This is a genomic window from Saccharopolyspora sp. NPDC045941 (assembly GCF_056431445.1).
Window position 1 is genome coordinate 15,131 of the sequence record NZ_JBWKKU010000050.1, and the last position, 22,889, is coordinate 38,019.

23 protein-coding genes are annotated in these 22,889 nt (G+C 66.7%); 5 read left to right on the forward strand and 18 right to left on the reverse strand.

Annotated features, from left to right (window positions below; genetic code table 11):
• Positions 1-24 precede the first annotated feature (24 nt).
• The 3 genes from AC07FN_RS32075 (at position 25) to AC07FN_RS32085 (ending at position 4,567) form a co-directional block, all read left to right on the forward strand.
• Positions 25-2,487 carry a type IV secretory system conjugative DNA transfer family protein gene (locus AC07FN_RS32075; RefSeq protein ID WP_478398973.1) on the forward strand — a complete coding sequence of 821 codons (2,463 nt, stop codon included), beginning with the start codon at positions 25-27 and terminating at the stop codon, positions 2,485-2,487.
• A 227-nt stretch (positions 2,488-2,714) separates the two neighbouring features.
• Positions 2,715-3,614, forward strand: coding sequence for a replication-relaxation family protein (locus tag AC07FN_RS32080; RefSeq protein WP_478398974.1), 900 nt, complete (start codon positions 2,715-2,717; stop codon positions 3,612-3,614).
• Positions 3,615-3,625: 11 nt separating this feature from the next.
• Positions 3,626-4,567: a M23 family metallopeptidase gene (locus AC07FN_RS32085; protein WP_478398975.1), complete on the forward strand. Its 942-nt coding sequence runs from the start codon at positions 3,626-3,628 to the stop codon at positions 4,565-4,567.
• A 19-nt stretch (positions 4,568-4,586) separates the two neighbouring features.
• On the opposite strand, the gene AC07FN_RS32090 is transcribed toward AC07FN_RS32085, so the two are convergent.
• The 18 genes from AC07FN_RS32090 to AC07FN_RS32175 all read right to left on the reverse strand — a co-directional run bounded on the left by AC07FN_RS32090 (position 4,587) and on the right by AC07FN_RS32175 (position 20,720).
• A complete protein-coding gene (locus tag AC07FN_RS32090; RefSeq protein ID WP_478398976.1) occupies positions 4,587-5,303 on the reverse strand; it encodes an N-6 DNA methylase in 717 nt (238 codons plus the stop codon).
• Positions 5,304-5,504: 201 nt separating this feature from the next.
• Positions 5,505-6,491: a DUF4192 domain-containing protein gene (locus tag AC07FN_RS32095; RefSeq protein ID WP_478398977.1), complete on the reverse strand. Its 987-nt coding sequence runs from the start codon at positions 6,489-6,491 to the stop codon at positions 5,505-5,507.
• A 510-nt stretch (positions 6,492-7,001) separates the two neighbouring features.
• Positions 7,002-7,286 (reverse strand): hypothetical protein, encoded by a 285-nt coding sequence (locus tag AC07FN_RS32100; protein ID WP_478398978.1) that lies wholly within the window; start codon positions 7,284-7,286, stop codon positions 7,002-7,004.
• On the reverse strand, positions 7,174-7,554 hold the full coding sequence (locus AC07FN_RS32105) for a hypothetical protein (protein ID WP_478398979.1): 381 nt from the start codon (positions 7,552-7,554) through the stop codon (positions 7,174-7,176). The genes AC07FN_RS32100 and AC07FN_RS32105 overlap by 113 nt, the downstream gene beginning before the upstream one ends.
• A 130-nt stretch (positions 7,555-7,684) precedes the next feature.
• Positions 7,685-8,236, reverse strand: a complete 552-nt coding sequence (locus AC07FN_RS32110) for a hypothetical protein (RefSeq protein WP_478398980.1) — start codon at positions 8,234-8,236, stop codon at positions 7,685-7,687.
• Between the two features lie 33 nt (positions 8,237-8,269).
• A complete protein-coding gene (locus tag AC07FN_RS32115) occupies positions 8,270-8,872 on the reverse strand; it encodes a hypothetical protein (RefSeq protein WP_478398981.1) in 603 nt (200 codons plus the stop codon).
• A 741-nt stretch (positions 8,873-9,613) separates the two neighbouring features.
• Positions 9,614-12,553: a LysM peptidoglycan-binding domain-containing protein gene (locus tag AC07FN_RS32120; RefSeq protein WP_478398982.1), complete on the reverse strand. Its 2,940-nt coding sequence runs from the start codon at positions 12,551-12,553 to the stop codon at positions 9,614-9,616.
• Entirely contained in the window at positions 12,550-12,963 is a 414-nt protein-coding gene (locus AC07FN_RS32125) for a hypothetical protein (RefSeq protein WP_478398983.1), read from the reverse strand. Before AC07FN_RS32125 ends, AC07FN_RS32120 begins: the two co-directional genes overlap by 4 nt.
• Entirely contained in the window at positions 12,960-13,388 is a 429-nt protein-coding gene (locus AC07FN_RS32130; protein WP_478398984.1) for a TadE/TadG family type IV pilus assembly protein, read from the reverse strand. The genes AC07FN_RS32125 and AC07FN_RS32130 overlap by 4 nt, the downstream gene beginning before the upstream one ends.
• Positions 13,385-13,810, reverse strand: a complete 426-nt coding sequence (locus tag AC07FN_RS32135; RefSeq protein ID WP_478398985.1) for a TadE/TadG family type IV pilus assembly protein — start codon at positions 13,808-13,810, stop codon at positions 13,385-13,387. Before AC07FN_RS32135 ends, AC07FN_RS32130 begins: the two co-directional genes overlap by 4 nt.
• 15 nt (positions 13,811-13,825) lie before the next feature.
• Entirely contained in the window at positions 13,826-14,062 is a 237-nt protein-coding gene (locus AC07FN_RS32140; RefSeq protein ID WP_478398986.1) for a hypothetical protein, read from the reverse strand.
• Positions 14,063-14,106: 44 nt separating this feature from the next.
• Positions 14,107-15,000 carry a type II secretion system F family protein gene (locus tag AC07FN_RS32145; RefSeq protein WP_478398987.1) on the reverse strand — a complete coding sequence of 298 codons (894 nt, stop codon included), beginning with the start codon at positions 14,998-15,000 and terminating at the stop codon, positions 14,107-14,109.
• Entirely contained in the window at positions 14,997-15,770 is a 774-nt protein-coding gene (locus tag AC07FN_RS32150) for a type II secretion system F family protein (RefSeq protein WP_478398988.1), read from the reverse strand. The genes AC07FN_RS32145 and AC07FN_RS32150 overlap by 4 nt, the downstream gene beginning before the upstream one ends.
• A gap of 83 nt (positions 15,771-15,853) precedes the next feature.
• Complete coding sequence (locus AC07FN_RS32155) at positions 15,854-17,227, reverse strand: CpaF family protein (RefSeq protein WP_478398989.1); 1,374 nt, start codon at positions 17,225-17,227, stop codon at positions 15,854-15,856.
• Positions 17,224-18,033: a CpaE/TadZ family protein gene (locus AC07FN_RS32160; protein ID WP_478398990.1), complete on the reverse strand. Its 810-nt coding sequence runs from the start codon at positions 18,031-18,033 to the stop codon at positions 17,224-17,226. The genes AC07FN_RS32155 and AC07FN_RS32160 overlap by 4 nt, the downstream gene beginning before the upstream one ends.
• A gap of 44 nt (positions 18,034-18,077) precedes the next feature.
• A complete protein-coding gene (locus AC07FN_RS32165; RefSeq protein ID WP_478398991.1) occupies positions 18,078-18,755 on the reverse strand; it encodes an SAF domain-containing protein in 678 nt (225 codons plus the stop codon).
• A gap of 995 nt (positions 18,756-19,750) precedes the next feature.
• On the reverse strand, positions 19,751-20,287 hold the full coding sequence (locus tag AC07FN_RS32170) for a hypothetical protein (protein ID WP_478398992.1): 537 nt from the start codon (positions 20,285-20,287) through the stop codon (positions 19,751-19,753).
• A gap of 13 nt (positions 20,288-20,300) precedes the next feature.
• Entirely contained in the window at positions 20,301-20,720 is a 420-nt protein-coding gene (locus AC07FN_RS32175) for a prepilin peptidase (protein WP_478399033.1), read from the reverse strand.
• On the opposite strand from AC07FN_RS32175, the gene AC07FN_RS32180 reads away from it, so the two are divergent.
• Both AC07FN_RS32180 and AC07FN_RS32185 read left to right on the forward strand, forming a co-directional pair.
• The gene (locus tag AC07FN_RS32180) at positions 20,632-20,952 is read left to right on the forward strand and encodes a hypothetical protein (protein ID WP_478399037.1); all 321 of its coding nucleotides are present in this window, start codon (positions 20,632-20,634) and stop codon (positions 20,950-20,952) included. The genes AC07FN_RS32175 and AC07FN_RS32180 overlap by 89 nt on opposite strands.
• Before the next feature lie 765 nt (positions 20,953-21,717).
• Positions 21,718-22,728: a ketoacyl-ACP synthase III family protein gene (locus AC07FN_RS32185; protein ID WP_478398993.1), complete on the forward strand. Its 1,011-nt coding sequence runs from the start codon at positions 21,718-21,720 to the stop codon at positions 22,726-22,728.
• Positions 22,729-22,889 lie beyond the last annotated feature (161 nt).

Below are 22,889 nucleotides of genomic sequence, written 5' to 3' on the forward strand. Positions count from 1 at the left end.
CTTTTGATCTCCGAATCGTCTGTCGTGGACAGCCCTTTGGGCGAGTTGCTTGCAAACCCGTACGGCGCCATCCAGGCAGTCGTCGCCGCAGCATTGTCATGGATCCACACCTGGGGCACAGTCACGCTGCCGGTTCTTCTCGTCGTGGTGGCCGGACTGTGGCTGTTGCGGCGGTGGTGGTTTCTCCGCTGCCAGGACGTGCTGCACGAGCGGGCCCGGGTGGTGACGATCCTGGCGCCGCCGACCGTCGACCCCGATGGGGCGCAGGCGATGTGGTCGAACCTGGTGGGATTGCTACGCCCGATGGTGCAGCGTCTGACCCACGGTCAACCGCACCTGGCCTGGGAATACGTGTTCGGTCACGACGGGGTCGAAATCCGGTTGTGGGTGCCGGGCACGGTTCCACCCGGGATGGTCGAGCGCGCTATCGAGGCCGCCTGGCCCGGTTCCCACACCCGTACCGACAGCGCCAGCCCACCGTTGCCGACCGAGACCCCGGTCGAGCGCCGTCAGCTGGCGACCGGGGGTGTGCTGCGCTTGGCGCGGTCAGAGGCGTTGCCGATCCGGTCGGAGTTCCACACCGATCCGATCCGCGCACTCCTCGGCGCCCCCGTGGGACTCGGGGTGAATGACAGCGCCTGCGTGCAGATCGTGGCCCGCCCGGTCACCGGGCGGCGGGTCAAGCAAGCGCGGCGAGCCGCCCGGCACCTTGACGCCGGGCAGTCCACCCGGGTCGTCGGCCGACTCCTCGACGTCATCGCGCCCGGCCTCTCTCCCAGTGCGAAGAACCAGGCGGGTCAGCCGAAACTCGATCCGCAAACCTCGCTGGAGTTCAACGCGCAGAACCGCGCCATCGTGGTCAAGCAACGTGGATCCCAGTGGGAAACCGTGATCCGTTACGCGGTCACGACGACCGTGTCCGCAGGCACCTCCACGGAGCAGGTCGCTCGCGTCCGCCAGCGGCTCCGGGGTCGGGCGCACGCGGTCGCTAGTGCATTCAGTGGCTTCACCGAGCACAACCACTACGAGCGCCAGCGGATGCGTGACCCGTTGACGCGGTTGGCTCAGCGTCGGTTGCGGCGAGGTGATCTGCTCTCGGTTCCCGAGCTGGCCGCTGTGGCTCACCTGCCGACCGATGAGGGTCTGCCCGGGTTGGCCCGCGCCGGGGCGAAGGCCGTGCCCCCGCCGCCGAACACGCCTACCGAAGGCGAACTGATCCGTCCCGTCGGGATCTCCGACACCGGGCACGTCCGTCCAGTCGGGCTGCAGGTCTCCGACGCCCGCCACCACCTCCACATTCTCGGCGCCACCGGCAGCGGGAAGTCGACGATTCTGGCGCGGATGATCCTCGCCGACGCCGAGCACGGCCGCGGCGCAGTGGTCATCGACCCCAAAGGCGACCTCATCACCGACGTGCTGCAACGTCTCCCCGAGCACGCCGCCGACAAGGTGGTGCTTTTCGACGCCGACTCCCGTGGCCCTGCACCGTGCCTCAACCCGCTGGAGGGGCCGAAGGAAGCCGCTGTGGACAACCTTGTGTCGGTGTTTTCCCGGGTGTTCTCCTCGGCGTGGGGTCCGCGCACCGAGGACATCCTGCGGGCAGCGTGTCTGTCGCTACGGGCAGCCGCAGACGCGCCGACTCTGGCGAAGCTGCCCGAGCTGCTCACCGACCCGGCCACCCGCGCCCGGCATCGGGAGAAGCTGCAGCACGATCCGACATTGCGGGGATTCTGGGATTGGTACGAGCAACTCTCCGAGGGCTCGCGGGCTCAGGCCATCGCCCCGCTGCTGAACAAGCTCCGAGCTTTCCTATTGCGGCCGTTCGTGGTCAAGGCCATCGCCGCCGGCCCCTCCACAGTCGACCTCTCCGAGACGTTGGACGGCGGGTTGTGTCTGGTGCGCATTCCCAAAGGAAGCCTCGGCGAGGACACCACCCGCCTGCTGGGCTCACTCATCGTGGCCCGTGTATGGCAAGCCACGACCGCCCGCGCCAAGCTCCCGCAACGCCACCGCCGCGACGCAGGCCTCTACGTCGATGAGGCCCACAACTTCCTCAACCTGCCCTACTCCATGGAAGACATGCTCGCCGAAGCACGTGGCTACCGGCTTGCGATGACGCTGGCACACCAGCACCTCGGCCAACTCCCGCGAGACCTCAAAGAAGGAATCTCCACCAACGCCCGGTCGAAGATCTTCTTCAACGCCTCACCCGAGGACGCCCGCGAACTCGCCCGCCATACGACGCCTCGGATCTCCGAACACGACCTCGCCCACCTCGGCGTCTACCACGCAGCGGCCCGATTGGTCGTCAACGGCGAAGAAACCCCACCGTTCACCGTGAGCACCCGACCTCTCCCGCCGGCCGTCCGCGGCCGGGCCAAAACCGTTCGTCACGCGGCCGCACGGCACACCCGCCCCCTCACATCGCGTACCGAACACGATGACGTGCCGGAAACCGCTGGCTTCGATCCACGACGCATCGCCTGAACCACCGATCACCAGCGGCCGGCTACACCCACCGCCGCGGGCGCGGCCGGCCTGTCCCGTTGCCACCACCTCGTTCAGGAGGGCTTCGCATGCTCCAACCCACCAGCCGCCAGCGCGATTTCCGCACACCCGTTCCCGGCCGTGCCAGCGTCCGACTGGCCGCTTCCCCCGAACATCAGGCCCACATCGCCAGACACCTCACCACTCGCGACCGGTGGATCGCCCGCATGATCGCCGAACACCGCGTGCTGACCACCCACCAGATCAGCGACATCGCCTTCCCCTCCCGCCGCGCCGCCAACCACCGCCTCCAACGCCTCTACCAATGGCGCGTACTCGACCGCTTCCAGCCCTACATCGGCCGAGGCCGCGCACCGATGTTCTACGTCCTCGACACCACCGGCGCCCACCTGCTGGCCCACGAAGACGGCATCGACCCCCGCGAACTGAAATTCCGCCCCGAACGCTCTGTCGGCATCGCCCACTCGCTTCGCCTGGCCCACCTGCACGGCGTCAACAGCTTCTTCACCACGCTGCTGGCCGACGCCCTTGCCAACCCCGAGCACGCGGTGGCTGCGTGGTGGCCGGAAACCCGCTGCGCCCGGCACTTCGGCGACCTCGTCCGGCCCGACGGTTACGGCCGCTGGCGCGAAGGAAATCGCGAAATCGAATGGTTCCTCGAATGGGACACCGGCAGCTATCAGCTGTCCCGGTTCGTGGCCAAACTCCCCGGCTACTCCGACCTCGCTACCACTACCCGTATCGTCACTCCGCTCCTTGCCTGCTTCTCCACTCCACAGCGGGAATCCCACGCCCGACGCCTTCTCGCCGAGTACCTCAACACCCACACCCAACCTCCCAACCTGCCGATCGCGACCACCAACGCCCAACACCTGCTACAGGTAGGCGCCGCATCAGCCGAGACGTGGCTCCCGATGCAGCACGACCAGGGTGGCCGCCTCCGGCTCATCGAACTGCTCACCGCATGGCCGCACCTAGCCGTACCCGCAACCGACACCAAGACCACCGCCGTGGCCACCGAGCCGAATTCACCGCCGCGCCTGCGCCCACCTGCACCGATGCCGCCCTGGCAGGCTGCCGACCTGACGTGGAAGCCACAGCGATGATCCGAGCATCCTTGAAGCTCATCACCACTGTGCTCATCGCCGCCGTTGCGTTGATCGTGCTCGCTGCAGCCGCATTCGTCGGAATCGCCGCCAGCATCGTCGGCGGGAGCAACGCTTCCGCGAATTGCACTCCGACCGGTTTCAGTGCTGCCGATGCTCATGGCTACGAGCCCGACCAGATCACGAACGCTGCCATCATCGTCGCCGTCGGCGAGCAGATGAACGTTCCTGAGTACGGTCGGATCATCGCCCTTGCAACAGCGATACAAGAATCCCGACTGCACAATCTCGATCACGGCGACAGGGACAGCCTCGGATTGTTCCAGCAGCGCCCCTCCCAGGGATGGGGCACCGCGGAGCAAGTCACGAACCCCACCTACAGCGCCACCCAGTTCTACCAGCACCTACTCACGGTGCCCGGCTGGCAACAGATGAACATCAACGACGCTGCGCAGGCCGTCCAACGCTCGGGGTTTCCCAACGCCTATGCCCAACATGAGCCCGCAGCCTGGAAACTCCTCGGAGTCGTCCAAGGCTCGATCTGCACCGGCATGCCTACCGGAAGCTGGACCACTCCCCTGCAAGGACGATGCACCTCCGGTTTCGGACCACGCGACGGCCAGTTCCACCGCGGGCAGGACATCGCCGCCCCCATCGGCACACCTATCGTCGCCGCCAGCAGCGGCACGGTCATCGAATCCGGCCCTGCCAGGGGCTACGGACTTTGGATCCGCATCCAACACGCCAACGGCGTCGTCACCATCTATGGACACAACAACCACAATTTTGTCTACAAAGGACAAGTTGTTTCGTCGGGCCAACCGATCGCGGAAGTCGGAAACCGTGGCGAGTCCACGGGACCACACCTGCACTTCCAGATCGACATCAACGGAGAAGCCGCCAACCCGGTCACGTTCTACGACCAAAACGCAGCCTCACCGCTGTGCAGCTAAGAAGTGGCCGACGTTCGTTTCAAGGTGTCGTCGAGTTCTCAGGCCCGGAACAAGCATTGTCGTCCGCCGCAATCTCAGTGAGCAGTTGCGCGGTGCGCACAGCATCAAGCATGGCTTTGTCACGCCGGATAGTCTCGGCCAACCGCAGGACTTCGTCACGCTGTGCGGCGGCACGGCTGGCCCAGTCTCCTTCAGCCAGGGTGTCGGCCACCGCGAGCAGGAGGTGGGGGCCGAGTTCCCAGAGCACGCTGTTGATGGCACAGGCGGCGATGGCGAGATTGTCGATGTCAGCGCCGGCCCAGGCGACCGTGGCAGGGTCGCGGCCTTGTTCGCGCATCGCCTGGGCCGCGCCTAGGAACAGGCCGCCGCTGCCGACTGCGGGGTCAACAATTCTGGCACCTTCGTCCGGGACTTCGATTCGCGCCATCAGGTACGCGATGGGGTTCGGGGTGTAGACCTGGGCGTTGGCACTAGTGGCGCTAGACGATTTGAGCATGCTGAGCAGCATTCCGAGTAGGTCCACGTCGAAGCGGGCATCGGTGGTGGTGATGTCAAGTTGTCCCGCGCTCAGGCTGGCGTCAGCACAGGCTTTCGCAGCACAGCACAGTTTCTCGTCCGGTTCGTCGTAGGCCCATTCCATGAGCGGATAGATGAGATGGATGAGGTCGGGACGGCTGTTGCACAGTGCCGCGTAGACGTCGCGGACGAACTGGGTGAAGGTCTCTGGGGAGTGCATTCGTAGTTGGGTGGCTATGCCCGGGCCGCCGGGGTCAGGAGAGCCAGCAATCAGGGAGAGGGCGGCAACGACCGATAGTGGGACGTCGCGGCGCCCTGAGTGGTGGGATCTGCTCCATGCAGCATCGACGGCTTCCGCGACGGCTCGGGCGCGCTCGCTTGGGTTTCGGGGCGCGACTGGACGGCAGCTGCGGTTCATGGGTCAGTCCTCCTCCGGAATGACGGCGAGCTGTTTTGCGAGCTCCCGCACGGCGGCGATGAGGGGTTCCGGTCGCATTCCGGACCCGGCCGCAGGACCCAGAACATCAATCAAGCCGTGCCCGGGCTCGGCTTTCGCAGCGAGGTCGAGCAGCACACCGACAACAGCAATAGAGGCCTGACCAGCGAGATATGTTGCGAGGGCAGCGAGTGCGGCCGGGTCCGCGTTCCACGGGGCCGGTAGCGCACGCGTGAGCGCAATCCACAGTTCCCGCACTGGACCGGGTTGGTCCGCGGTGCTTTGCAGAGCACAGGCGAACCCATGCGGGTGGGTCAATGCCACGGCCGCAGCAGCGAGCTCATTGTCCGAAGTCGGCAACCGTCCTTTGCCTGCCTGGTAGATCGATTCTCGGATCGCATGCACTGCGTCCGCTGAAGAAGGACAAGGCGTTTCAACGAGAAGACCTTGACGACGTTCGATTGCGTCGGAGTCGGACGGAGAGAACTCTGCCGCGAGCGTCTCCCAGTCCGGGTAGGTGACCCGCCCGGCAAGGACACGTGAGACTGCGAGCGGGCTGGCCCCTGCATCTGGAACCACGCCCTGTTCGGTGTCGGTGCAGCAGCGGGCCCCGGGCGTGGTCGCCTCGGCCCAGACCACGTGCTGCACCATGATGGCTCGATCGGCGAACTCAGCGGTGAGCGCGTCGACTACCTCAAGATGATCAACCGGGCAGGCGGGGTCGAACGCCCGGTCATCAACGATAGCCATCACTACCTGGGCTGGCTGGTGCTGCGCGAGAACAGCGACCAGCTGGGCCGGAACCACGTCAGCGGACTCGATCGCGGGGAGCTCAAGGTACATCGTCCATTTCACCCCGTCATCCCGGTCCAAACCCGAGATGATCAGACTTCGACGCGGGTGCACTCCCAAAAGAAACGGAATCGCGGCCACGAACCCATCCGGGCCTTCAATAATGGACACCGTTGACATCACATACCTCCATGGCGGAAAGGAGCAGGTCCCGCAACGGACACGAGTTCCCATCCGGGTTGTGTTGAGCAGCAAGGAAAATCGATGGAGCGGGTGGATCGCTCAGGCGCCGATCGACTCGCGGGTTCGTCGGTCGTCGGTGGTCGGCATCAGCGATGACCTCAAGTTGGCGCATCGCAGGCCAAGGCGAACTGGTTAAGCCGTTCATAACTGCAAAAACTGCGGCAGCCAGGCAGGCTTACAAATGTCGTTGCCCAAGCGTCGACAAACGCGCCAGGGCAGGATTCCGCCGACTTCGGCGATCGCTGGGCCTTTTGCCCGGGTGCGGTCGACGCGGCCGCACGGGAGCTCCCGAGTCGGTAGAAAGGCCGACGGACCCACCCCTCGGAAGAGGCGTTGGTACGGTCCGCCGGCCACTCAAGAAGCCCCGTTGAAAGGGCACCGTCCCCGAAGGGAGGCAAGGGCCAGCGTAGCCCACTCGTCCAGCGGGAGCCGTGCCGCTCGCCGTGGTCAGGGCTGCGGCTGGCGCACGGGCATCAGTAGGTGTCGATACCCGGGTGCTTCAGCGTCGGTGAACACCACCGGTCGGGTCGCTGTCTCCAGCTGCAGCGTCACGGTGTCGCCGTCGAAGCTATTCAAGGCATCGCGCAGGTAACGCGGGGAGAAGAGCACGGACAAAGTGTCAATCGCTCCGTCGATCTCGGCTGGATACTTGGGTGCGGTCAGTATGTCGGCGTGGTCGGCCAATACTGGCGCCACTGACACCAACCCAACGGGATCCACGGTTACAGCCACCTGTGCCGCCCTCACATTCGCGGAACCATCTCGGGCGAGGTGTTTCTTGGCCTCTAGTACCGTCGTGGCTTGAGCGAATCGTTTCGCAGTCCGTGGCGGACAAGGTCAGGCGACCGTCTCGCCCGTCCAGCAACACGCCACCCAACGATGGCACGGCCGGTCGGCGCGGCACCCCGACACCGACCGTGGTCAACGCGTGCACGAGGGTTGCGCGGTCGGTGTGGCACTTCAGAGCCAGTGTGGACCGTTCGGCGGTCACGGCGGTCATAAGAAGGTACCTCCAATAGCAGGCAGGCAACGAAAAGCAGGAGTCAGAACGGAGGCGGGCGCATGGCAGTAGCTCGCCCGGCCGGCGGGGCGCCCTGGCCCGATAAAGGTGGACGCCCCGCCGGCAGTGGTCAGCCGACCCAGTAGGTGCCGGCGTGGTCCTCGGTGAGACCTGCGTGCGGCATGGGCTCACCCGGGTACGGGGTGTGCAGGATCAGTCGTCCGGCGTTCGTCTCGGCGTCGTCCGGGATGCGGCGCACGGTGAAAGCGAACGCGCCGCGCGGATCGCCGACGCTGATTGTGACGGTGATCGAGTCCTCATCAGGGTCGGTGTGGATCGCGGCACCGTTGGCCCATGCCAGCGGCACCCGTTGCGGCTGGTGCGGTCCCTCACCATGGCCCGGGCCGGTTTCACCGTCGCGGTCCACGTCATCGTCGGGGTCGTAGTCGGGGCAGATTAGCGCCCCTGATTCATCGGCGTGGCCGTCGATCTCTTCGGAAAGCGATGCGCCGCACACAGCGCACCGGTAAGCGGTGTCCTCGGCATTCTGGAACGTGATTACCGATGACTCATCGTCGAGATCCTCGGTAGAGACCATCACTCCGTTGGCAGACAGGTCGAACACAACGCACCTCGCAAGCGTGATCAGGAAGAAGAGCGAGATCGCGGCCGACCGCAGCACGCGCGCAAGGGCGCAGCCGGCCGCGCTACGGGGTCAGATCCGATTCTCGAACCGCACGGCTTTACAGCAGGCAGGGCACGCTACGTACCCGCGGCTACGGTCGCCAAAAGGCACGCGGACCAGACCCGTCACGCGGTACGTCGCCACGGCCCGGCCATCGCATGCATGCAGGTACGCGGCGTCAGCCGTCTGCCACCGGTGCCCGTTCACGCATTCGCCGACCGCACCGGAGTAGTCTCCCCACTCCTCCAGCTGATCCACAGTGGAGCGGTATACCTTCGGCGGCACAAAGCAGCCGAGGTGATCGCTCACGATGACCATCAAGTCGCCGTACTCCGCAGCCGAGAGCACGACGAAACCGAGATCATCGATCAGGTGATCGGAGAAATTGAACAGGTTATGCCCCCACATGGTGCCGTCACCGTGCAAGCCAACGGGAGGTTCCCCGGTGCGACACTCGATCCACGCGGCGATCACCTCATCATTCGGCCGGTCATGGCCGTTGGCGTCCATCCAGTCGCGCAAGTCGTCAGTCAGATCCTCCGCGTACTCGCCACGATCGTTGATCCACTCGCCGGTGTCGACGGCCAGCCATCCGTCACCGTTCGACCACGCTTCGACGCTCACAGAAGTCATGAGAATGCCCTTCAACGGTTTTCTTGAGTGCGAGCAAACGGGGTACCAATCCCTACCCGCGATACTTCCCAGCTCCCGGAACACCGGGGAGATATCCCGCGTTCCGATACATAAATAATAGCGTCGCACCACAATCGACACAACTCAATAACGCCCCTTTTTCGAATTTCTTCTACACGATCGAGTACGTCAAAAGAGTCAAATTTCACTCAGTATTCGATCGTCACACTTAAAGGAAATTCGATGACCATGCAAATAACAAAAAGAGAGCAAACAAATCGAATTAGTTAAGTATTCTGCAACAACGCAAGGAATCCCAGCTGGCAATATCAAGCTTTGTACACCACGTCGACAAACCAGAACCATTCGCCAGGTACCTCAATGAGGATCGCCACCTTTTCCTCCAGTCGTCAACAGGTTCCCGCGGGGCACCGAGGCTGGGCAAGCCGGGGTATAGTCATCGGCGCCGTGACCAGCAACAAGGCGCCCTTCTACCCCTTCCGGCTTATGAGGTAGGCGATCGAGCGCAGGAGTGGGCGCACGAATAAGAAGATGATCCAGCACAGACACTCTACTCGCCGGACAGCTCGAATCATATAAACGGCGACACAGCCAGAATTACACAGCAACGCAAGAGCACATCCCCGCCCTCATACGTCTATTTTAGCGAACCTTCCAGCGACTGATTTTCCCCAACGAGACTCTACCCGTTTGCAGACCATTGCGAAGCCTTAGGGTCGATTAGCTCACCACTTGTTGAGGTCGCGCCTGCAGAGCTCGGGCGAGCATCAACGTGCTGGGATCTGGTCGCTCGCCGATATCGGCGAGGTTAGTGGTGAGCAGGTGAACGGTGCGACTGATGGCGTCGGCGAGTCCGAGTTCGGCTTGGACTCGCATGATGTCGCGGTAGATGGCTTCGTTTTCGGGGCTGAGTATGCGGGCGTGTTCGAGGAGCTGGAGTTGTCGGTGGGGGTCGTGTCCGCGGTAGTGGGCGGCCATGCCGGCGAGGGCGTCGAGGACGGTGCGGTGGGCGTCTTCGCGGGGGCCGTCCAGCCAGAGTGCGGACATTCCGTCGGCGAGTTCTCCGTGGTAGGTGGCCGCGATGCGGGTCCACGCTTCCTTTCGTTGCTCGCTGGTGGTCGCGATGTTGCGGTGATGTTCGGCTTGGCGCAGCTGCCAGTAGTCGACCGCCACGAGATCTGCGTTGAGCGCCACTGTCTCCTCGTGCTGCGCGATCAGGTCGGCAGCGCGGGCATCGGTGGTTTCGGTGAGGGCTTTGCGGATCTGGGACAGGGTTGCGTAGAACGCGTTGTAGGGGCGGCGGCCGCGGGCATCGGGCCATAGGGCTTCACGGACTGCAGCACGGCTTGTGCCGTTGGGGTGCAGGGCGAGGAACACCAGCAGTGCTTTGTGTTTGGGCGCCAGGGCTGAGGTGAGGTCGTGATTCTCGCCGTCTGGTGAATGCCAGGTCAATGTGACAGGCCCGAATACCCCGACCGTTACAGGCCGATGGTCCTGGTCGGCAAGTGTGTCGGCAGGATGCGCCATTTCGGCGGAAGTGACTATCCGAGTCGAGTTCGGTGTGCGGTCTTCCTCGCAGTTCGAAGGCGGTTCTGCGTGGTTGTCCGCGCCATCAACGACACCGTGGTCGTCGGTGTCGTCCACATGAATGCCGTCGTCTTCGGCCTCGTGTTTGGTCGTGGTCTCCCGCTGTGCGTGCTCGGTGTCGGTGTTTGGGCGGGCCTTCGTGGTGTCGGCGAGCAGGTCGATGAGGTCGCGGGTGTCGGTGGCGTCGAGGTGGAACAGGCGTGTACCGCGCAGGTCGTCGACAGCTGAGCTCGTCGCGGTGACGAGGCCGTCGGCCATCACGTGCACGGTGGCTCCGGGCGGCCAGCTGCCCAGCAGGATGCCCGCGATGCCGCGTGCGGCGCCGTTGTCGAGAATCGCTTGGAGTCGTGGGTGGTGCCGGTCGGCGCCGGCGACCAGCACGACGTCCAGCTTTTCCGGCTCGTGTGTGTCACCGGCGGGCGTGTGGTGACGGGCAAGGTAGGTGGTTGCTTCGGCCAGGTCAGCCGTGATGCGCAGCCGTATTGAGGCTGGCAGGCCAGCCGAGATCAGGGAGTGGGCGTCGCGATCGGGAATGATGACGGTGGCGTTCGTGGTGGCAAGAAGCTGGACCAGGAGGGCGCGCGCGGCGGCCTCAGCGCCGGGTCCCGTCAGGCCCAGCCCGTGGACGGCGGCGAGGTTAAGCGCACGGGCCCGGCCATCATGAACTCCGACCTCCAGGTCCTGCGCTGCCGAGTCAGCCTCGGGAAGGTCTGTATGGCCGTCGAGCGAGGGCGTGATCGGTTCGGTCTTGCCGTGGTCGGCATGGCGAGTCGAAGTCTGGTCCTCGTCGAACGCGGAGCGTAGTGCCTGCACGGCGGGCGCGAGTGTAGGCCGCGGAGCGCGATCGCCACTTCCCGGTTGGTAGGTCCGTCTCTGTCGTCGGCGGCGGACGAGCAAGGCTAGTGCCGCGGCAGCGGCCAGACTGGCGGCCACAAGGCCGTTGCTACCAACGGCGAGTGCGGTGCCGGAGGTTGTGGTGACGGCACGTCCTGGGGATTGCTGCCGATCAGGAACTGGGGCCGGCTGCGGCTTGGGACCCGGCTGCGCAGCCTCGGCTTCCGGGCTGAGGGGGACTTCGCGGTTCTGGTGATCGTCGGTGGCCGGAAGTGCGAGAGACCAGCCGGGGAAAACCAGGTCGGGGTCGCGCAGGACGTGTCCGTCTGGCTGCGGGTGGTGGGCGTTGAGCTGGAAGATCTCGTCCCATCGATCGCCGGCGCCGAGGTGGCGTTCGGCGATGGTGGTGAGGGTGTCGCCGGGTTCGGTCATGACCCGCTGAGCGTCCTCCGGGATGTCTGCAGGAGTGGGCACCTGGGCGGCATCGGGGGGTAGCAGGAGGATCCAGCCTGGTTGGAGGTGGCGGGGGTTGCCGATGCGGTCGGCGTTGAGATCTCGGATTTCGGTCCAGCGGTGGGGGCTGGTGAGGTGGCGTTGGGCGAGGTCCCAGAGGGTGTCGCCGCGGGCGACGCGGTAGCGGGGGCAGTCCGGGCGCGCGGTGTCGGCGATGTGGGTGGGGGTGCTGGGTTCGGGCGGCGGGGTGGGGTCGGCGTAGCCGCCCGAACCCAGCGTTGTGGTGTCGCTGCTGGGGAAGGGCAGGACACCACTGGAGGGATGCTGCGGTGCGGTGACAGCAACCCGATCGGCCGCGGGGGACGCGGAGGCAGAGGGAGCGTTCAGCGAGATCACGACGCTGGCGAGCAAGGCGGTGATCCATCCTCGAGGCCCGGTGACGTGGAGGCGGTCGCGCAAGGCTCGCGCTCCGAACCGGAGCAGGAGGACCAGGTCGCACAGGGTCCACCACATCAGGCACGCCCACGTGACCCATCCGGTGGTGAGGACGGCGAGCAGGAATGCGCCGTCGGCGCCGAGGTCCAGGCGCAGGGTGTGCCAGGTGTGCTCGGCCCAGTTCGCGAGTTGGTCGCGGATCGGCAGTGTTGCCCAGGGCGAGGTGTCGAGCTCCGGCCAGGTCAACGCGGGGATGGTGATGACGTGCCCGGCGAACAGCAGGATCATCGGCATTCCGGCGAGCAGGCCGAGGATCCCGATGCCGGCCAGGAGGATGCGGATTCGGCTCATGGCAGCCCACCCGGAGTGCTGGTGGCGAGGGCGGCTGTGGCCTGTCCGGTGACGGTGTGGCTGGCCCAGAGCAGACCGATTTTCGCGGGTTCGGAGTAGGTGACGGTGATGCGCACAGTCGTGGTGCCTTCGAGGGAGACCGTGCCGGTGTGGTGGGTGGCGGTGAGGTAGTGCCGCGCGGCGGCGGTCGCGGCGCGGGTGTCCATGGTCAGGGTGGGACCGCGGGTGTCGAGTGCGGTCAGTGCGGTGCGGGCGGCCTCGGCTGCGACGGCATCCGCGCGAGCCAGGACGCGGAGTCGGTCGGCGCCGTCGACGAGGATCGTGAACACCAGCAGCAGGAAGGGCACCAGGACCGCGACGAGCACGCTCACCGATCCCGCATCGCCCGGGTGTCGGGTGTGGAGGGTCATGTTCGGCTCCGGTACGGGTCGACAGGGCTGGTGAACCCCGCGCGCAGCGGGATGCTGGCCGGCAGGCCCGGGATGCCGGTGAGGTCGGCCAGCGGCACCGCGCAGCGCAGAGTGACTGTGACGGTCCCAGAAGCTCCGGGTTGGCCGAATCCGCTGGTGTCCGCAGTCAACTGGAGGCCGGCGCAGGTGAGGTTCTGCTCGGCGAGGGCGTGGGTTCCGGTGCGGGTCGCGGCGGCGTGTGCCGTGGCTGGGGTGCGGGCGAGGCTGGCGGACCGGGCGGCGGCGGTAGCGGCGTGTTCCACGGCAAGGTCCGCGGTCACCGTGCGCGCGCCTGCGATGACCAGGGCGAGCAGCATCAGCAGCATCGGCGCCAGAACCGCCAACTCCACGCTGGCCGAGCCCTCATCGGAGAATCGGCGGTTCATGGCACCTCCCCGGGGGCGGTGAACCGTTCCTTGGCCGCTCGGGCTTCCTGCTCGACACGGTCGAGACCGGGAATGGGCAGGATCCGCGGTGCAGTGGCCGCAACCTGCACGCGCACCTGGCGGGCGTCGACGGTGGCGCTGACGACCGGATCGCCCACAAGGCCGCCGGCTCGGTTGAGGAAGCTGGTGGCGGCGGTGTGGGCGTCACCGGTGGTTCCGGTGACCGTGCGGGCGGCCTGCACGCCTTGTTGGGCAGCCGAGTGGCAGAGGCTGCGGGTATGCCACCACAGCCCGGCCTGCACGACCGTGAGAAGCAGGATCAGCGCCAGTGGCGCCAGCACAGCCAGCTCAACAGCCACCGAGCCCGTATCCCGCCCGCCGGGGGCTGCGCGGGGCTTGGTGTGGTGCGGCAGGGTTTTCATCGGTGGCGTCCCCGGTTAGTGGATTTGGCCTTGGTATTTCTGGACCACTGCGGTGATGGCGGCACCGAGTCCGAGCGCGGCTGCCAAGCCGATCGCAGTGAGCACGGCCTTCTCGGTGCTCTCCGATCCGGTGTCGTCGAAACGGACGTGCTCCCCATGCTGCCGGGCGTTCTCGCTTGCGAGGGCGATCCAGGCCGAGAGCAGCAGTAGGGCGGTCGTGGCGTGCCGGTGGAGGCGGCGAATGGCAGACATGACGATCCCTTTCGCATTCGATGGGCCGGCTGTGGTCGAGGCGGTTAGCCCAGGAGCCGGGTGACGGCCGGGTAGAGGACCAGCAGCAGGATTCCGAGCATGAGCAGGGTGACCGGCAGGGTGAGGCGTTCGGTGCGGGTGTTGGCCTCGGCCTTGTCGGTACTGATCGCGGCGGTCCGGAGGCTGGTGGCGTGGGTGGTCAGGCTGGTGTAGATCGCGGCCCCGTCCGCGGCGGTCGCCGCCAGGTCCGCCACCGCCACCAACTCCGGCAGTCGGATTGTCGTGCCGAGTGCGCGGAGCGCATCCCACGGTGAGTGTCCACTGTGCTCAGCGTGGGTGAGGGTGCGATGCAGCCGGGTCAGCAGCCAGTGGTCACCGACTGCAGCGGCCTCGCGCAACGCCGGGCCGGCCGCTTGACCGGCAGTGCGCTGCTGCGCCACGAGCTCCAAATAGACCGCGAGAGCTCGCCGCGCGTCCTCCCGCGCCACCGCGGCCTGATCGCGGAGCTTCCAGACCGGCACCACCGCACCCACCAGCCCGCCGGCGGCCACGATCCCCACCAGCACCCCGACCGGCACACCCACGACCGCCAGCGACACAGCAAGCAGCGCGGCGACGGCAAGGCTGCTCACAGCCCACCGCAGCCGCGTCGTCACGTAGTCGGCAGGGGTGCGTTCGAGCAAGTCGAGGTCGTGGGCGGGGATGCCCAGCCAGGGATGCCGGGCGTGGTCGGCGCGGCCAGTGGCGTAGGTCAACAGGCGCGCCCGCCAGGCCCGCCACCCGGTCGCGGGTGTGGAGGTGGTGGTCCGGGCGGTGAGGTGGCTGAGCGCGGCGGCCACGTCCATCGGCGCGGGCCCTGCGATCGCGCGCAGTCCTAGGGCGAGGCCGGTTCCGAGGACGGTGCCCATCCCAGCGGCCAGTACGAGTGCGGTGTTCATGATGGTTGCCCGTCGTTGAGGTAGCGGGGCCTGGAGGGCATCGTGGAGAGCTGGTGCATTCGCCATAGCGACAACGCGAAAATGCCTGCCACGACGGCCAGAACGCCTTGCCCGGTCCAGGTGTTGAAGGGGGTGAGGAATTCGCGGGCGAAGAGCACCAGCCCGACGACCATGACCGTGGTGATGGCCACCAGGCTGCGCACGGTCGTGCGGGGTTTGGCGCGGTCGGCCTCGACCTCGCGGGTCGCCGCGGCGCGGGCGCGCAGAGTGGCGGCTTGGGAGTGCAGGATCTCCACCAAACCACGTCCACCGGTCCGCAGGCGCAACAGCAGCGCCAGCACGACCTCATCCACCACCGGATCACCGAACTCCGCGGCGAACGCCCGCAGCGCCGCCTCCGGACTGTCGGTGCGCAGCCGGTCAGCCAACCGCCGAACCGGTGCGGCCAGCGGTTCCGGGGCGGTGTCGGCTGAGCGCGCGACGGCGTGGTGCAAGCCTCCGGCGCCCGAGGCCAGCAGGTCCCCGACCCGCCGCGTCCACACCGCCAGGGCTTCCTGCAGCACGACGGCTTCACGTGCGCCGCGTGAGGCCAGCACGACGGGCAGGCCCACGACGGCCGCGATGGCGGCTGCGGCGGCCACCGGCCACCCGGTCACCCACCACACCACCGCCGCCACCAGCACGGCAAGCACGCCGCGCCGCCACCACCGGAGCATCCACGGCTTCACCGCGGTGCGGCGCTCGTGCGCAGCCTCCTCGCGGGAGTGCATCGGATAAGAGGGCACAAGAGCGAAGACGCTAAGCAGAACCCCAGTTCCGAACAACACTCCACACAAGACAGTGACAATGGCGATCACGTCGGTTCACTCCTCTGATCGAGGTTGTTCCATTGGCCGTCCAGCCGGTTGAAGAGGGCGCGGTCCAGGCCATGGGCTTGCAGACGCGCCATCAGCGTCGGACTGGGAGGGCATGTCGGGACGGCACGGCCGTCACCGGGGCGAGGGCCGAACAGAGTGGTGAGGTCCGGAATCGCGGCGTCGCCCACGGGGCCGACTTCGACGATCTCGGTCACGAAACGTTCCCGGCGGTCAGAGTGATCGCGACGGGCGAGGTGGACGATTAGGTCCAGGGCGGAGGCCGTCCACCGGTACGCGGCTTCCACGGACAGCGGTGGCAACGCGAGTTGCCCCAGCGCGGCGATGCGGTCCGGGACCGCTCGGGCCGATGTCGCGTGCAGTGTGCCCATGCCGCCCGCGGCGCCGTTGCCCAGCGCCCGCAGCAGAGCAGTGATCTCCCCACCGCGAACCTCACCCACGATGACCCGTGATGGCGAGTGCCGAAGGGTTTGCTTGAGCAGATCGTCCAGGCTGATTTCTCCCACGCCTTCGGCGTTGGCGGTGCGCGCCTCCAACGGTGTCACCACGCGCTCGCCGTCGAGATGGAGCCCGAGTTCGGAGTCGTCCTCGACGGTCACGATGTGCTCGTGGGTAGGGATTTCGGCGCACAGCGCCCGCAACAATGTGGTCTTGCCCGCGAACGGGCCGCCGGTCACGAGCAGGTTCATTCCTGCGGCCACCGCGACGGTGAGGAAGTGCTCGAGGCCGGGGTCGAGGGTGCCGTGGCGGCGTAGGTCAGTGAGGGTGGTGTGGGTGAGGCGGTGGCGGCGGATCGCGATCCGCGGCCGGTCGGTGACTTCCCGCACTGCCGCCAATCTCGCTCCCAAGGGCCCACCTGCCGGCAGTCGCAGGTTCACGATGGGTTGCGCCGGGCTGAACTCGCGGGAGGTCTGTCCGAGTCGCGCGCACATCGCCTCGAGCTGTTCCAGTAGCTCGGTGTCGGAGTCGGCGACCGGGTAGGGCCAGCGTTGCAGGTGGCCGTCGGCCAGCTCCAGCCACACGTGGTCGTGGCCGTGGATGTGGATGTTCTCCACGTCCTCCAGTTCCAGCAGCGGCTGGAGCTGGCCCAGGCCGAACACCGCGGCCAGCACCGCGTCGGCGAGCCGCTGCTCCTCGGCAACCGACAACGGCGGGACACCCCCGCTGGCACGTTCATGAGCCCACGCGGCGATCTCCGCAGCCACCACCGCGGCCCGCTCATCCGCGGTGCTGTCTTTCAGGCGGGCGGCGACTTTCCCGCGCAGCGCTTGCACGGTGGCGTTGTCCGGTATCCATCCCCAGGTCTCGTGCGAGAGCTGCGGGCGTGTGCTGCCGTTGATCTCGGTAGTCATGCTGCACCTGCCTGCAGTACGCCGTCGGCCACCGGTGTTGTGGCCGGCGGTGTGGGTGGTGTGAGGCTGCGGTGCAGGCGGAGCGCGGCCTTCCGGCTGGTGTGCACGAGGGCCGAGCGGCGGGGTGGGTGGCTGCCTGCTCCGTCGGAGAAGAACCGGGCGGCTGGCGGGTCGTCGGGGAGCTCGACCCCGACGGGGATGCCCACGGCGTGGGCGACTCTGTCGGCTTCGCGGCTCGTGGTGGCCGACACCAGTGCTCCGAGCTGGGTGATCGGTATCAGCTTGCGCAATGTGGTGATCAAGGGCAGTGCGGCTGAGATGTGCCGGAGGCTGGGACGCACGCCGACCAGGACCAGGTCGGCTTCGGCGATCAGTGCCCAGGGCGTTTCGGGTGTCCATCGGCCGGCGTCGATGAGGACGTCGGGTCCTTCGCAGGCGAGGTCTCGGGTGGCGCTGGCGAGTCGTCGCCAGCCGTCGTCGCCCATCGCTCCCGCCTGGGCCCTGCTCGTCACCCCCGCCAGCAACCGCACGTGATCATGGCCAGGTACTTCCTGTACATGCCCCGCCAGTCCTTCCGAGGGCATGGAGTCCAGGTGGCGGGTGGCGGCGGCGAAGCTGACCACCCCGCGTTCGGTGGTGAGGCGCCCGTCGACCAGCCACTGGCCGCCCCATCCCGGCAGCAGATCACCCCCAGTGGGATCGGCGTCGACCACCAGGAGCCGGTTTGGCCAGACCGTGGCCAGCGCCGCCACCGCGGTGGTGATTCCGGGCGAGCACTTCGCGGACAGCATCGTGATGACAGCCATCACAAACTCCTTTCACCAGAGCAAAAAACCAAACCACCCGGCAGTCAGCGGGTAGGGCCGAGCAGTTTGACGAGTGCGCCGCTGGCCGCAGCGGCATCGGCCTGTTCGGCGGCTGAGGAGTCGATGAGCAGATCGACCACAACCGCGCCCTCGGAATCCGGGAGCGACGCCTGCACCACACGGGCCCGGAACCGTGCCCCACCGGTCACGGTGTCCGTCCCGCCCGAACTCGACAGGCCCACGACCTCCACAGGGTCGTTGGGTGCCAATCCGCGTGCCGGGTACCGGCCCGGGAGTAGACGAATTCCGAGCACCTGCTGCCCACTCGCGGGCACGGCTTGAGTGGTGACATCGCTGAGGGCCAAGAGCTGCCCGGCTCGCAAGTTGGCAGCGGCGATCTGCCCCACCACGCGGCCACGATCCGCATCCGCCACCACGAATCGCCGCGAGCCAGGATCCAGGTCCACAGTGGTCACATCAGCATCTTTGATGGGCTGGCCCCAAGAGACATCACGGACGAGCTGCAACATCGGCTCGCGGTCCCACGCCGCCGACACAACTCCGACCGTTCCCGCGACGGACACGACGATCACACCGAGGGACGCGCCGATCAGCCACCACCGTCGCTGCCGAGGAACCCGAGGACCACGCACCACAGTGCTCCCGTCCTTGGCGTCGTTCGAATCGGGTTTGGTGACCGCGAAGATTCCGGTATTGGACATAGATCTCTCCCCACACGTGAATTCACGAGACACAAAAAGAGGAAACAGTGAAATAGAAATTGTTGGTTACCGGGTACGGAGTGCTTGGGCCTCGGCCACCGCGAACCTCGCTGGCGTCCGCGAAGTCATCGGTGCCAGTTCACCGCCGGTCGGTGCGCTGCCGGTCCAGCCCTGCCATGTGACCCGCCACGTGATCGACCACTCCGCCGTCACCAGTGCACCAGACTGATCGGTCGAGGGTCGCTCATACACCACATCGCAGTCCGGCGAGGCCGCATGCAGCCCGAACGACCGGTCATACGGTGTCCCCGGTCCCGCACAGGAAGCGGGCGGCTGCCCCAGCCCGGGCGCCATCGACAACCGAACGGGCACCGCGGTGACCTCCGCCCACACCTCGCCCGCGTCTACACGTTCCGTCTGCGGACGCCAATCTTCTGGAGCAGTCCAGAACCAGGTGTGCTCACCGACGACTGTTGCCGGACGACCATCCGGCAACCGTAGATCCGGGGAATGCCGTGGCGTCGGCAACGGCAGCTGCAGCCGACGAGCCGCCTGCTGCGCGAGAACCGCAGGATCCGGCGGGGCTGCGGCGCCCTCCGGATTCGACGGGCGCGATGCGGCATTCGGCCGTGGACAGCGCCCGTCATCCAACGGCCCGAAACACCACGTCGACAACGGCTGGGAATCGAGCATGAACGCCGGATCCTGTGATTGCCCCGGGGCATCACACATCACGATCGGACACAACGGCACCGGCCCCGACGACGAGGCCCCAGTCGGACGCGTGCCGACACCCCCCGGTTTGGCCGTTGCTGGTCGCCCCGTTTGTCCTGGGACGGTAGCGGAGAGCCCGATCGAAGGTGGGCCATACCAGCCACCAACGTCGCCGGACTCCACGGCGACCTCACCATCCTGCGCCAGCGCCACGGGTGCAGTGGTGGCCATCAGCACGACCAAACTGGAGAGGACGCACGGGCCGCGGACTGTGGAGCGCATCAGCATTCACCTCCTGGGAACTCGATGTGATCGACTCGCCAGACGGCATCGGGTCCTTTGGTCAACGTGGCGTGAACGAGATTGCGTGCGACGCCAACGTTCTTCGGATTCCCGGACGCGAGGTCGGCTTGACCGGCCCGGCTCGCATCCTGACAGTCCTGCACGCTCGCTTGGTCTCCGTTGATCTCCACCGACGAAACACGGGCCACAACAGCGCCATACAGCCGGATCCCGCCGGACAGCTGCTCGCGAGCGCGCGAGGTGATCTGGTCCGCCAGCTCCTGCCCGGCCACACGGCGCACCTCGGCGTCCCACACTGCATCGCGCTCGGTCGTGGGGTTCCAGGTGATCCGCCAGAAGTCGCGATACGCGCGCTCGACTGCCGCACGTTCGTCAGAGGGCAGACTCGGAGGAGGCACGATGCTCGGGTCAGCTGGCAACGTGGCCGGCGGTGCTGTCGCGCAGCCGACCACGACGAACCCGACCGAGCACAACGCGGCAGAAATGGCTACGGACGCGGCAGGGGTCGTGAGCATTCCGGGTCGCCTTTCAGGAGATGTGGACGAGGACGGCTATCCAGCCGCCGAGTATCAGGCTTGGACCGGCGGCGATGCGCGCGGTCCGGGATCTCAGCGTGGTGGCCCATGCCAGGCCGGCGAGTACGCCGAGGACCAGCAGCGACGCGGCGATGCCCACCAGCACAGTGCGCCACCCGATCCACCCGGTGTACACCGAGATCGCAGCGAGCAACGTGATATCGCCGTACCCCAGCCCACCCGGCGCGATCCAGTACGCGAGCGAACCGACGGCCAGGACCACGACACCAGCGCAGAACGATCGCAGCAGCGCCGTCGGCGAGGACATCGTGATCGCGTGGACGGTGAACACGACCAATCCGCCAGCTGTCAAGGCGATCACCCAAGGGCGGGGCAATCGGTGGCAGGCGATATCGATCCAGGCCAGCGCCACGCTGCAGATCGCCCACCACCACCACGCGGCGAGCACAGGATCGGTGGCGAAGCGGCACCCCACAGCGAGCGAGACAGCGCCGCCGGCAACGCTGAACCCGGCCATCGGCCAGGAGCCTGTTGACCACATCACCCACGGCCGCACTGCCCACGCCACCAACGGGCCGACCGCGATGCCTGCGAGGACAACAACCGCGACCACCAGCACAGAGCAGGAAAGCGTCGGTGCATGAACGACGCCCTCCACTGATGTGAGGCAGGGAAGAATGTGCCAGCACCACAATTTCACCTCCGAAACCGGGGACCAGGCTGCGAGGAAGCCAGAGGGAGCCGGATTTGTCGCAGCGAGTCCGGGGAGATTGAGCGTGGCATCGGACCGCGCCTCGTGTCAGTTTTTGGCCACCGCGAACTGGTGTATGCGCCCGTTCGAGTGAAGCCTCAGGCAGAACAACCATCTCCTGATGCCCGGCCGCATCGTTCCCGTGCAGCAGAGGGGCTAAGTCGTGATCACGCTTCGTGCCAAGGGCTTTCGATACCGGAAGATCCAACGGCGTCGGACGCCAGGCCCACTCGGATGGGTGTATCTGGCCGGTGGGCGCGGCCAAAAACTGACACCAGAACCGCGCCCGTGCCACCGTGGCGAAACCCACAACGCGGAACCCTCTCCACTGAGATGGCGATTTCCCGAATGGGCTCCCTTTCCTCTTTCTTCCTGCCGCGCCACGCGCGGGAATGGAGTGATCCACTATGCGAACCGTACGACAAACCAGCAGATCCCGAACGCTCTTTATTCTGCGGTGGCAAGACGGCGAAGACTGGGGCCACCTGTCCGCGGTCACCGGCGCCGCTAAGCCTGTCTTCCTCGGATTCGTCAACCGCGCCCTCGACCCCGTCTTCCACACCCTCAGCCGTGACTGCTCGATCGGCGCCGACGGATTCCGCGAAGTGTGGTTCACCGGACGCCTCTCCAATACGACGCACCCGGCGAGGTGATCGGCATGCGACACCACGGGATCACGATCAACGGCATCGGAGCCGCCGTCGGCGACCTCATGCCCGCCACCGACGCCATCAGCGCCGGCCACTACAGCGCACAGCAGGCGCAGCGGAACCACCAGGATTCCCTCGCCATCGCACCAGAATGCACCGGGCCGGAGCTCGCGACACGCGCCGGACGCCAAGCCCTCCACGGCTTCCACCGCCGCATGGACCTGCACCTGCACTCCACGATCCACGACCCGGGCATCGACTTCTGGTCGCCCAACTGCTTTGTCGCCGACCAGCTCGGGATCAACACCACCATGACCCTCGCGGTCAACGCCATGTCCAACAGCATGGTCGCCGGCCTCGAACTCGCCACCAACGTCCTCAAAGGCCAACCTGGCCACGCGGCGCTCCTCACCGCCGGCGACACCTTCCATACGCCCCTGTTCGACCGCTGGCAAACCGACCCCGGCATCACCTACGGCGACGCCGGAGCCGCCGTCCTCCTCCAACGCGACTCCCGCGTCGGTGCCGTGGCAGAGCTGATCTCCACCGCCTCCTGCGCGCAACCCCACCTGGAAGGCCTCCACCGCGGAGACACCTGCTGGTACAACGGAAACACCTACAGACCACCAATTCAGCTACGCCAGCGAAAAGCACACTGGCTGGGCACCCACGACGGACCCGACGGCCTCGAGACCCTCAACACCGCCGCCGTCAGCACCGTCGTCAAGCAAGCGCTGTATGACGCCGAGCTCGAACTCGACGACCTCCGCTTCCTGCTCTGCCCGCATTACGGCGCCCCGCTGACCCACAGGCACTGCCTCGCACCGCTCGGGATCCCCGAAGAACGCAGCAGCGCCTTCCTTGCCAGCCGCTACGGCCACATGGGCGCCTGCGACCACATCGTCGACCTGCACCACCTCCTCACTCGGCGCCTCGTCGTCGCCGGAGAGCACGTCGCCCTGCTGGGCATCGGCGTCGGCATGACCTGGACCGCGGCCATCCTCCGCATCACCAACTAGCCGCTCGCGGCCCACACAACACACCCACCCAGGGCGAAATCTCGCCCAGGAGAACTGCACCCAAAAAGAGAAAGGAAATGAAATGAAGAGAAAGAATCAGTACCTCCCCAGGGCGGTCATGAACATGGTTTGGGCTGCGTTTATCGCCGTAGTCGGGGCCA

Excerpts from the sequence above, each read along its gene's own strand:
- AC07FN_RS32160 (WP_478398990.1), bottom strand. The coding sequence starts at position 18,033 with ATGGCTGTCATCACGATGCTGTCCGCGAAGTGCTCGCCCGGAATCACC.
- AC07FN_RS32130 (WP_478398984.1), bottom strand. The coding sequence starts at position 13,388 with ATGAACCGCCGATTCTCCGATGAGGGCTCGGCCAGCGTGGAGTTGGCG.
- AC07FN_RS32125 (WP_478398983.1), bottom strand. The coding sequence starts at position 12,963 with ATGACCCTCCACACCCGACACCCGGGCGATGCGGGATCGGTGAGCGTG.
- AC07FN_RS32135 (WP_478398985.1), bottom strand. The coding sequence starts at position 13,810 with ATGAAAACCCTGCCGCACCACACCAAGCCCCGCGCAGCCCCCGGCGGG.
- AC07FN_RS32145 (WP_478398987.1), bottom strand. The coding sequence starts at position 15,000 with ATGAACACCGCACTCGTACTGGCCGCTGGGATGGGCACCGTCCTCGGA.
- AC07FN_RS32105 (WP_478398979.1), bottom strand. The coding sequence starts at position 7,554 with ATGACCGCCGTGACCGCCGAACGGTCCACACTGGCTCTGAAGTGCCAC.
- AC07FN_RS32155 (WP_478398989.1), bottom strand. The coding sequence starts at position 17,227 with ATGACTACCGAGATCAACGGCAGCACACGCCCGCAGCTCTCGCACGAG.
- AC07FN_RS32165 (WP_478398991.1), bottom strand. The coding sequence starts at position 18,755 with ATGTCCAATACCGGAATCTTCGCGGTCACCAAACCCGATTCGAACGAC.
- AC07FN_RS32090 (WP_478398976.1), bottom strand. The coding sequence starts at position 5,303 with ATGCACTCCCCAGAGACCTTCACCCAGTTCGTCCGCGACGTCTACGCG.
- AC07FN_RS32170 (WP_478398992.1), bottom strand. The coding sequence starts at position 20,287 with ATGCTCACGACCCCTGCCGCGTCCGTAGCCATTTCTGCCGCGTTGTGC.
- AC07FN_RS32115 (WP_478398981.1), bottom strand. The coding sequence starts at position 8,872 with ATGACTTCTGTGAGCGTCGAAGCGTGGTCGAACGGTGACGGATGGCTG.
- AC07FN_RS32150 (WP_478398988.1), bottom strand. The coding sequence starts at position 15,770 with ATGCACTCCCGCGAGGAGGCTGCGCACGAGCGCCGCACCGCGGTGAAG.
- AC07FN_RS32120 (WP_478398982.1), bottom strand. The coding sequence starts at position 12,553 with ATGAGCCGAATCCGCATCCTCCTGGCCGGCATCGGGATCCTCGGCCTG.
- AC07FN_RS32140 (WP_478398986.1), bottom strand. The coding sequence starts at position 14,062 with ATGTCTGCCATTCGCCGCCTCCACCGGCACGCCACGACCGCCCTACTG.
- AC07FN_RS32185 (WP_478398993.1), top strand. The coding sequence starts at position 21,718 with ATGCGACACCACGGGATCACGATCAACGGCATCGGAGCCGCCGTCGGC.
- AC07FN_RS32095 (WP_478398977.1), bottom strand. The coding sequence starts at position 6,491 with ATGTCAACGGTGTCCATTATTGAAGGCCCGGATGGGTTCGTGGCCGCG.
- AC07FN_RS32080 (WP_478398974.1), top strand. The coding sequence starts at position 2,715 with ATGATCGCCGAACACCGCGTGCTGACCACCCACCAGATCAGCGACATC.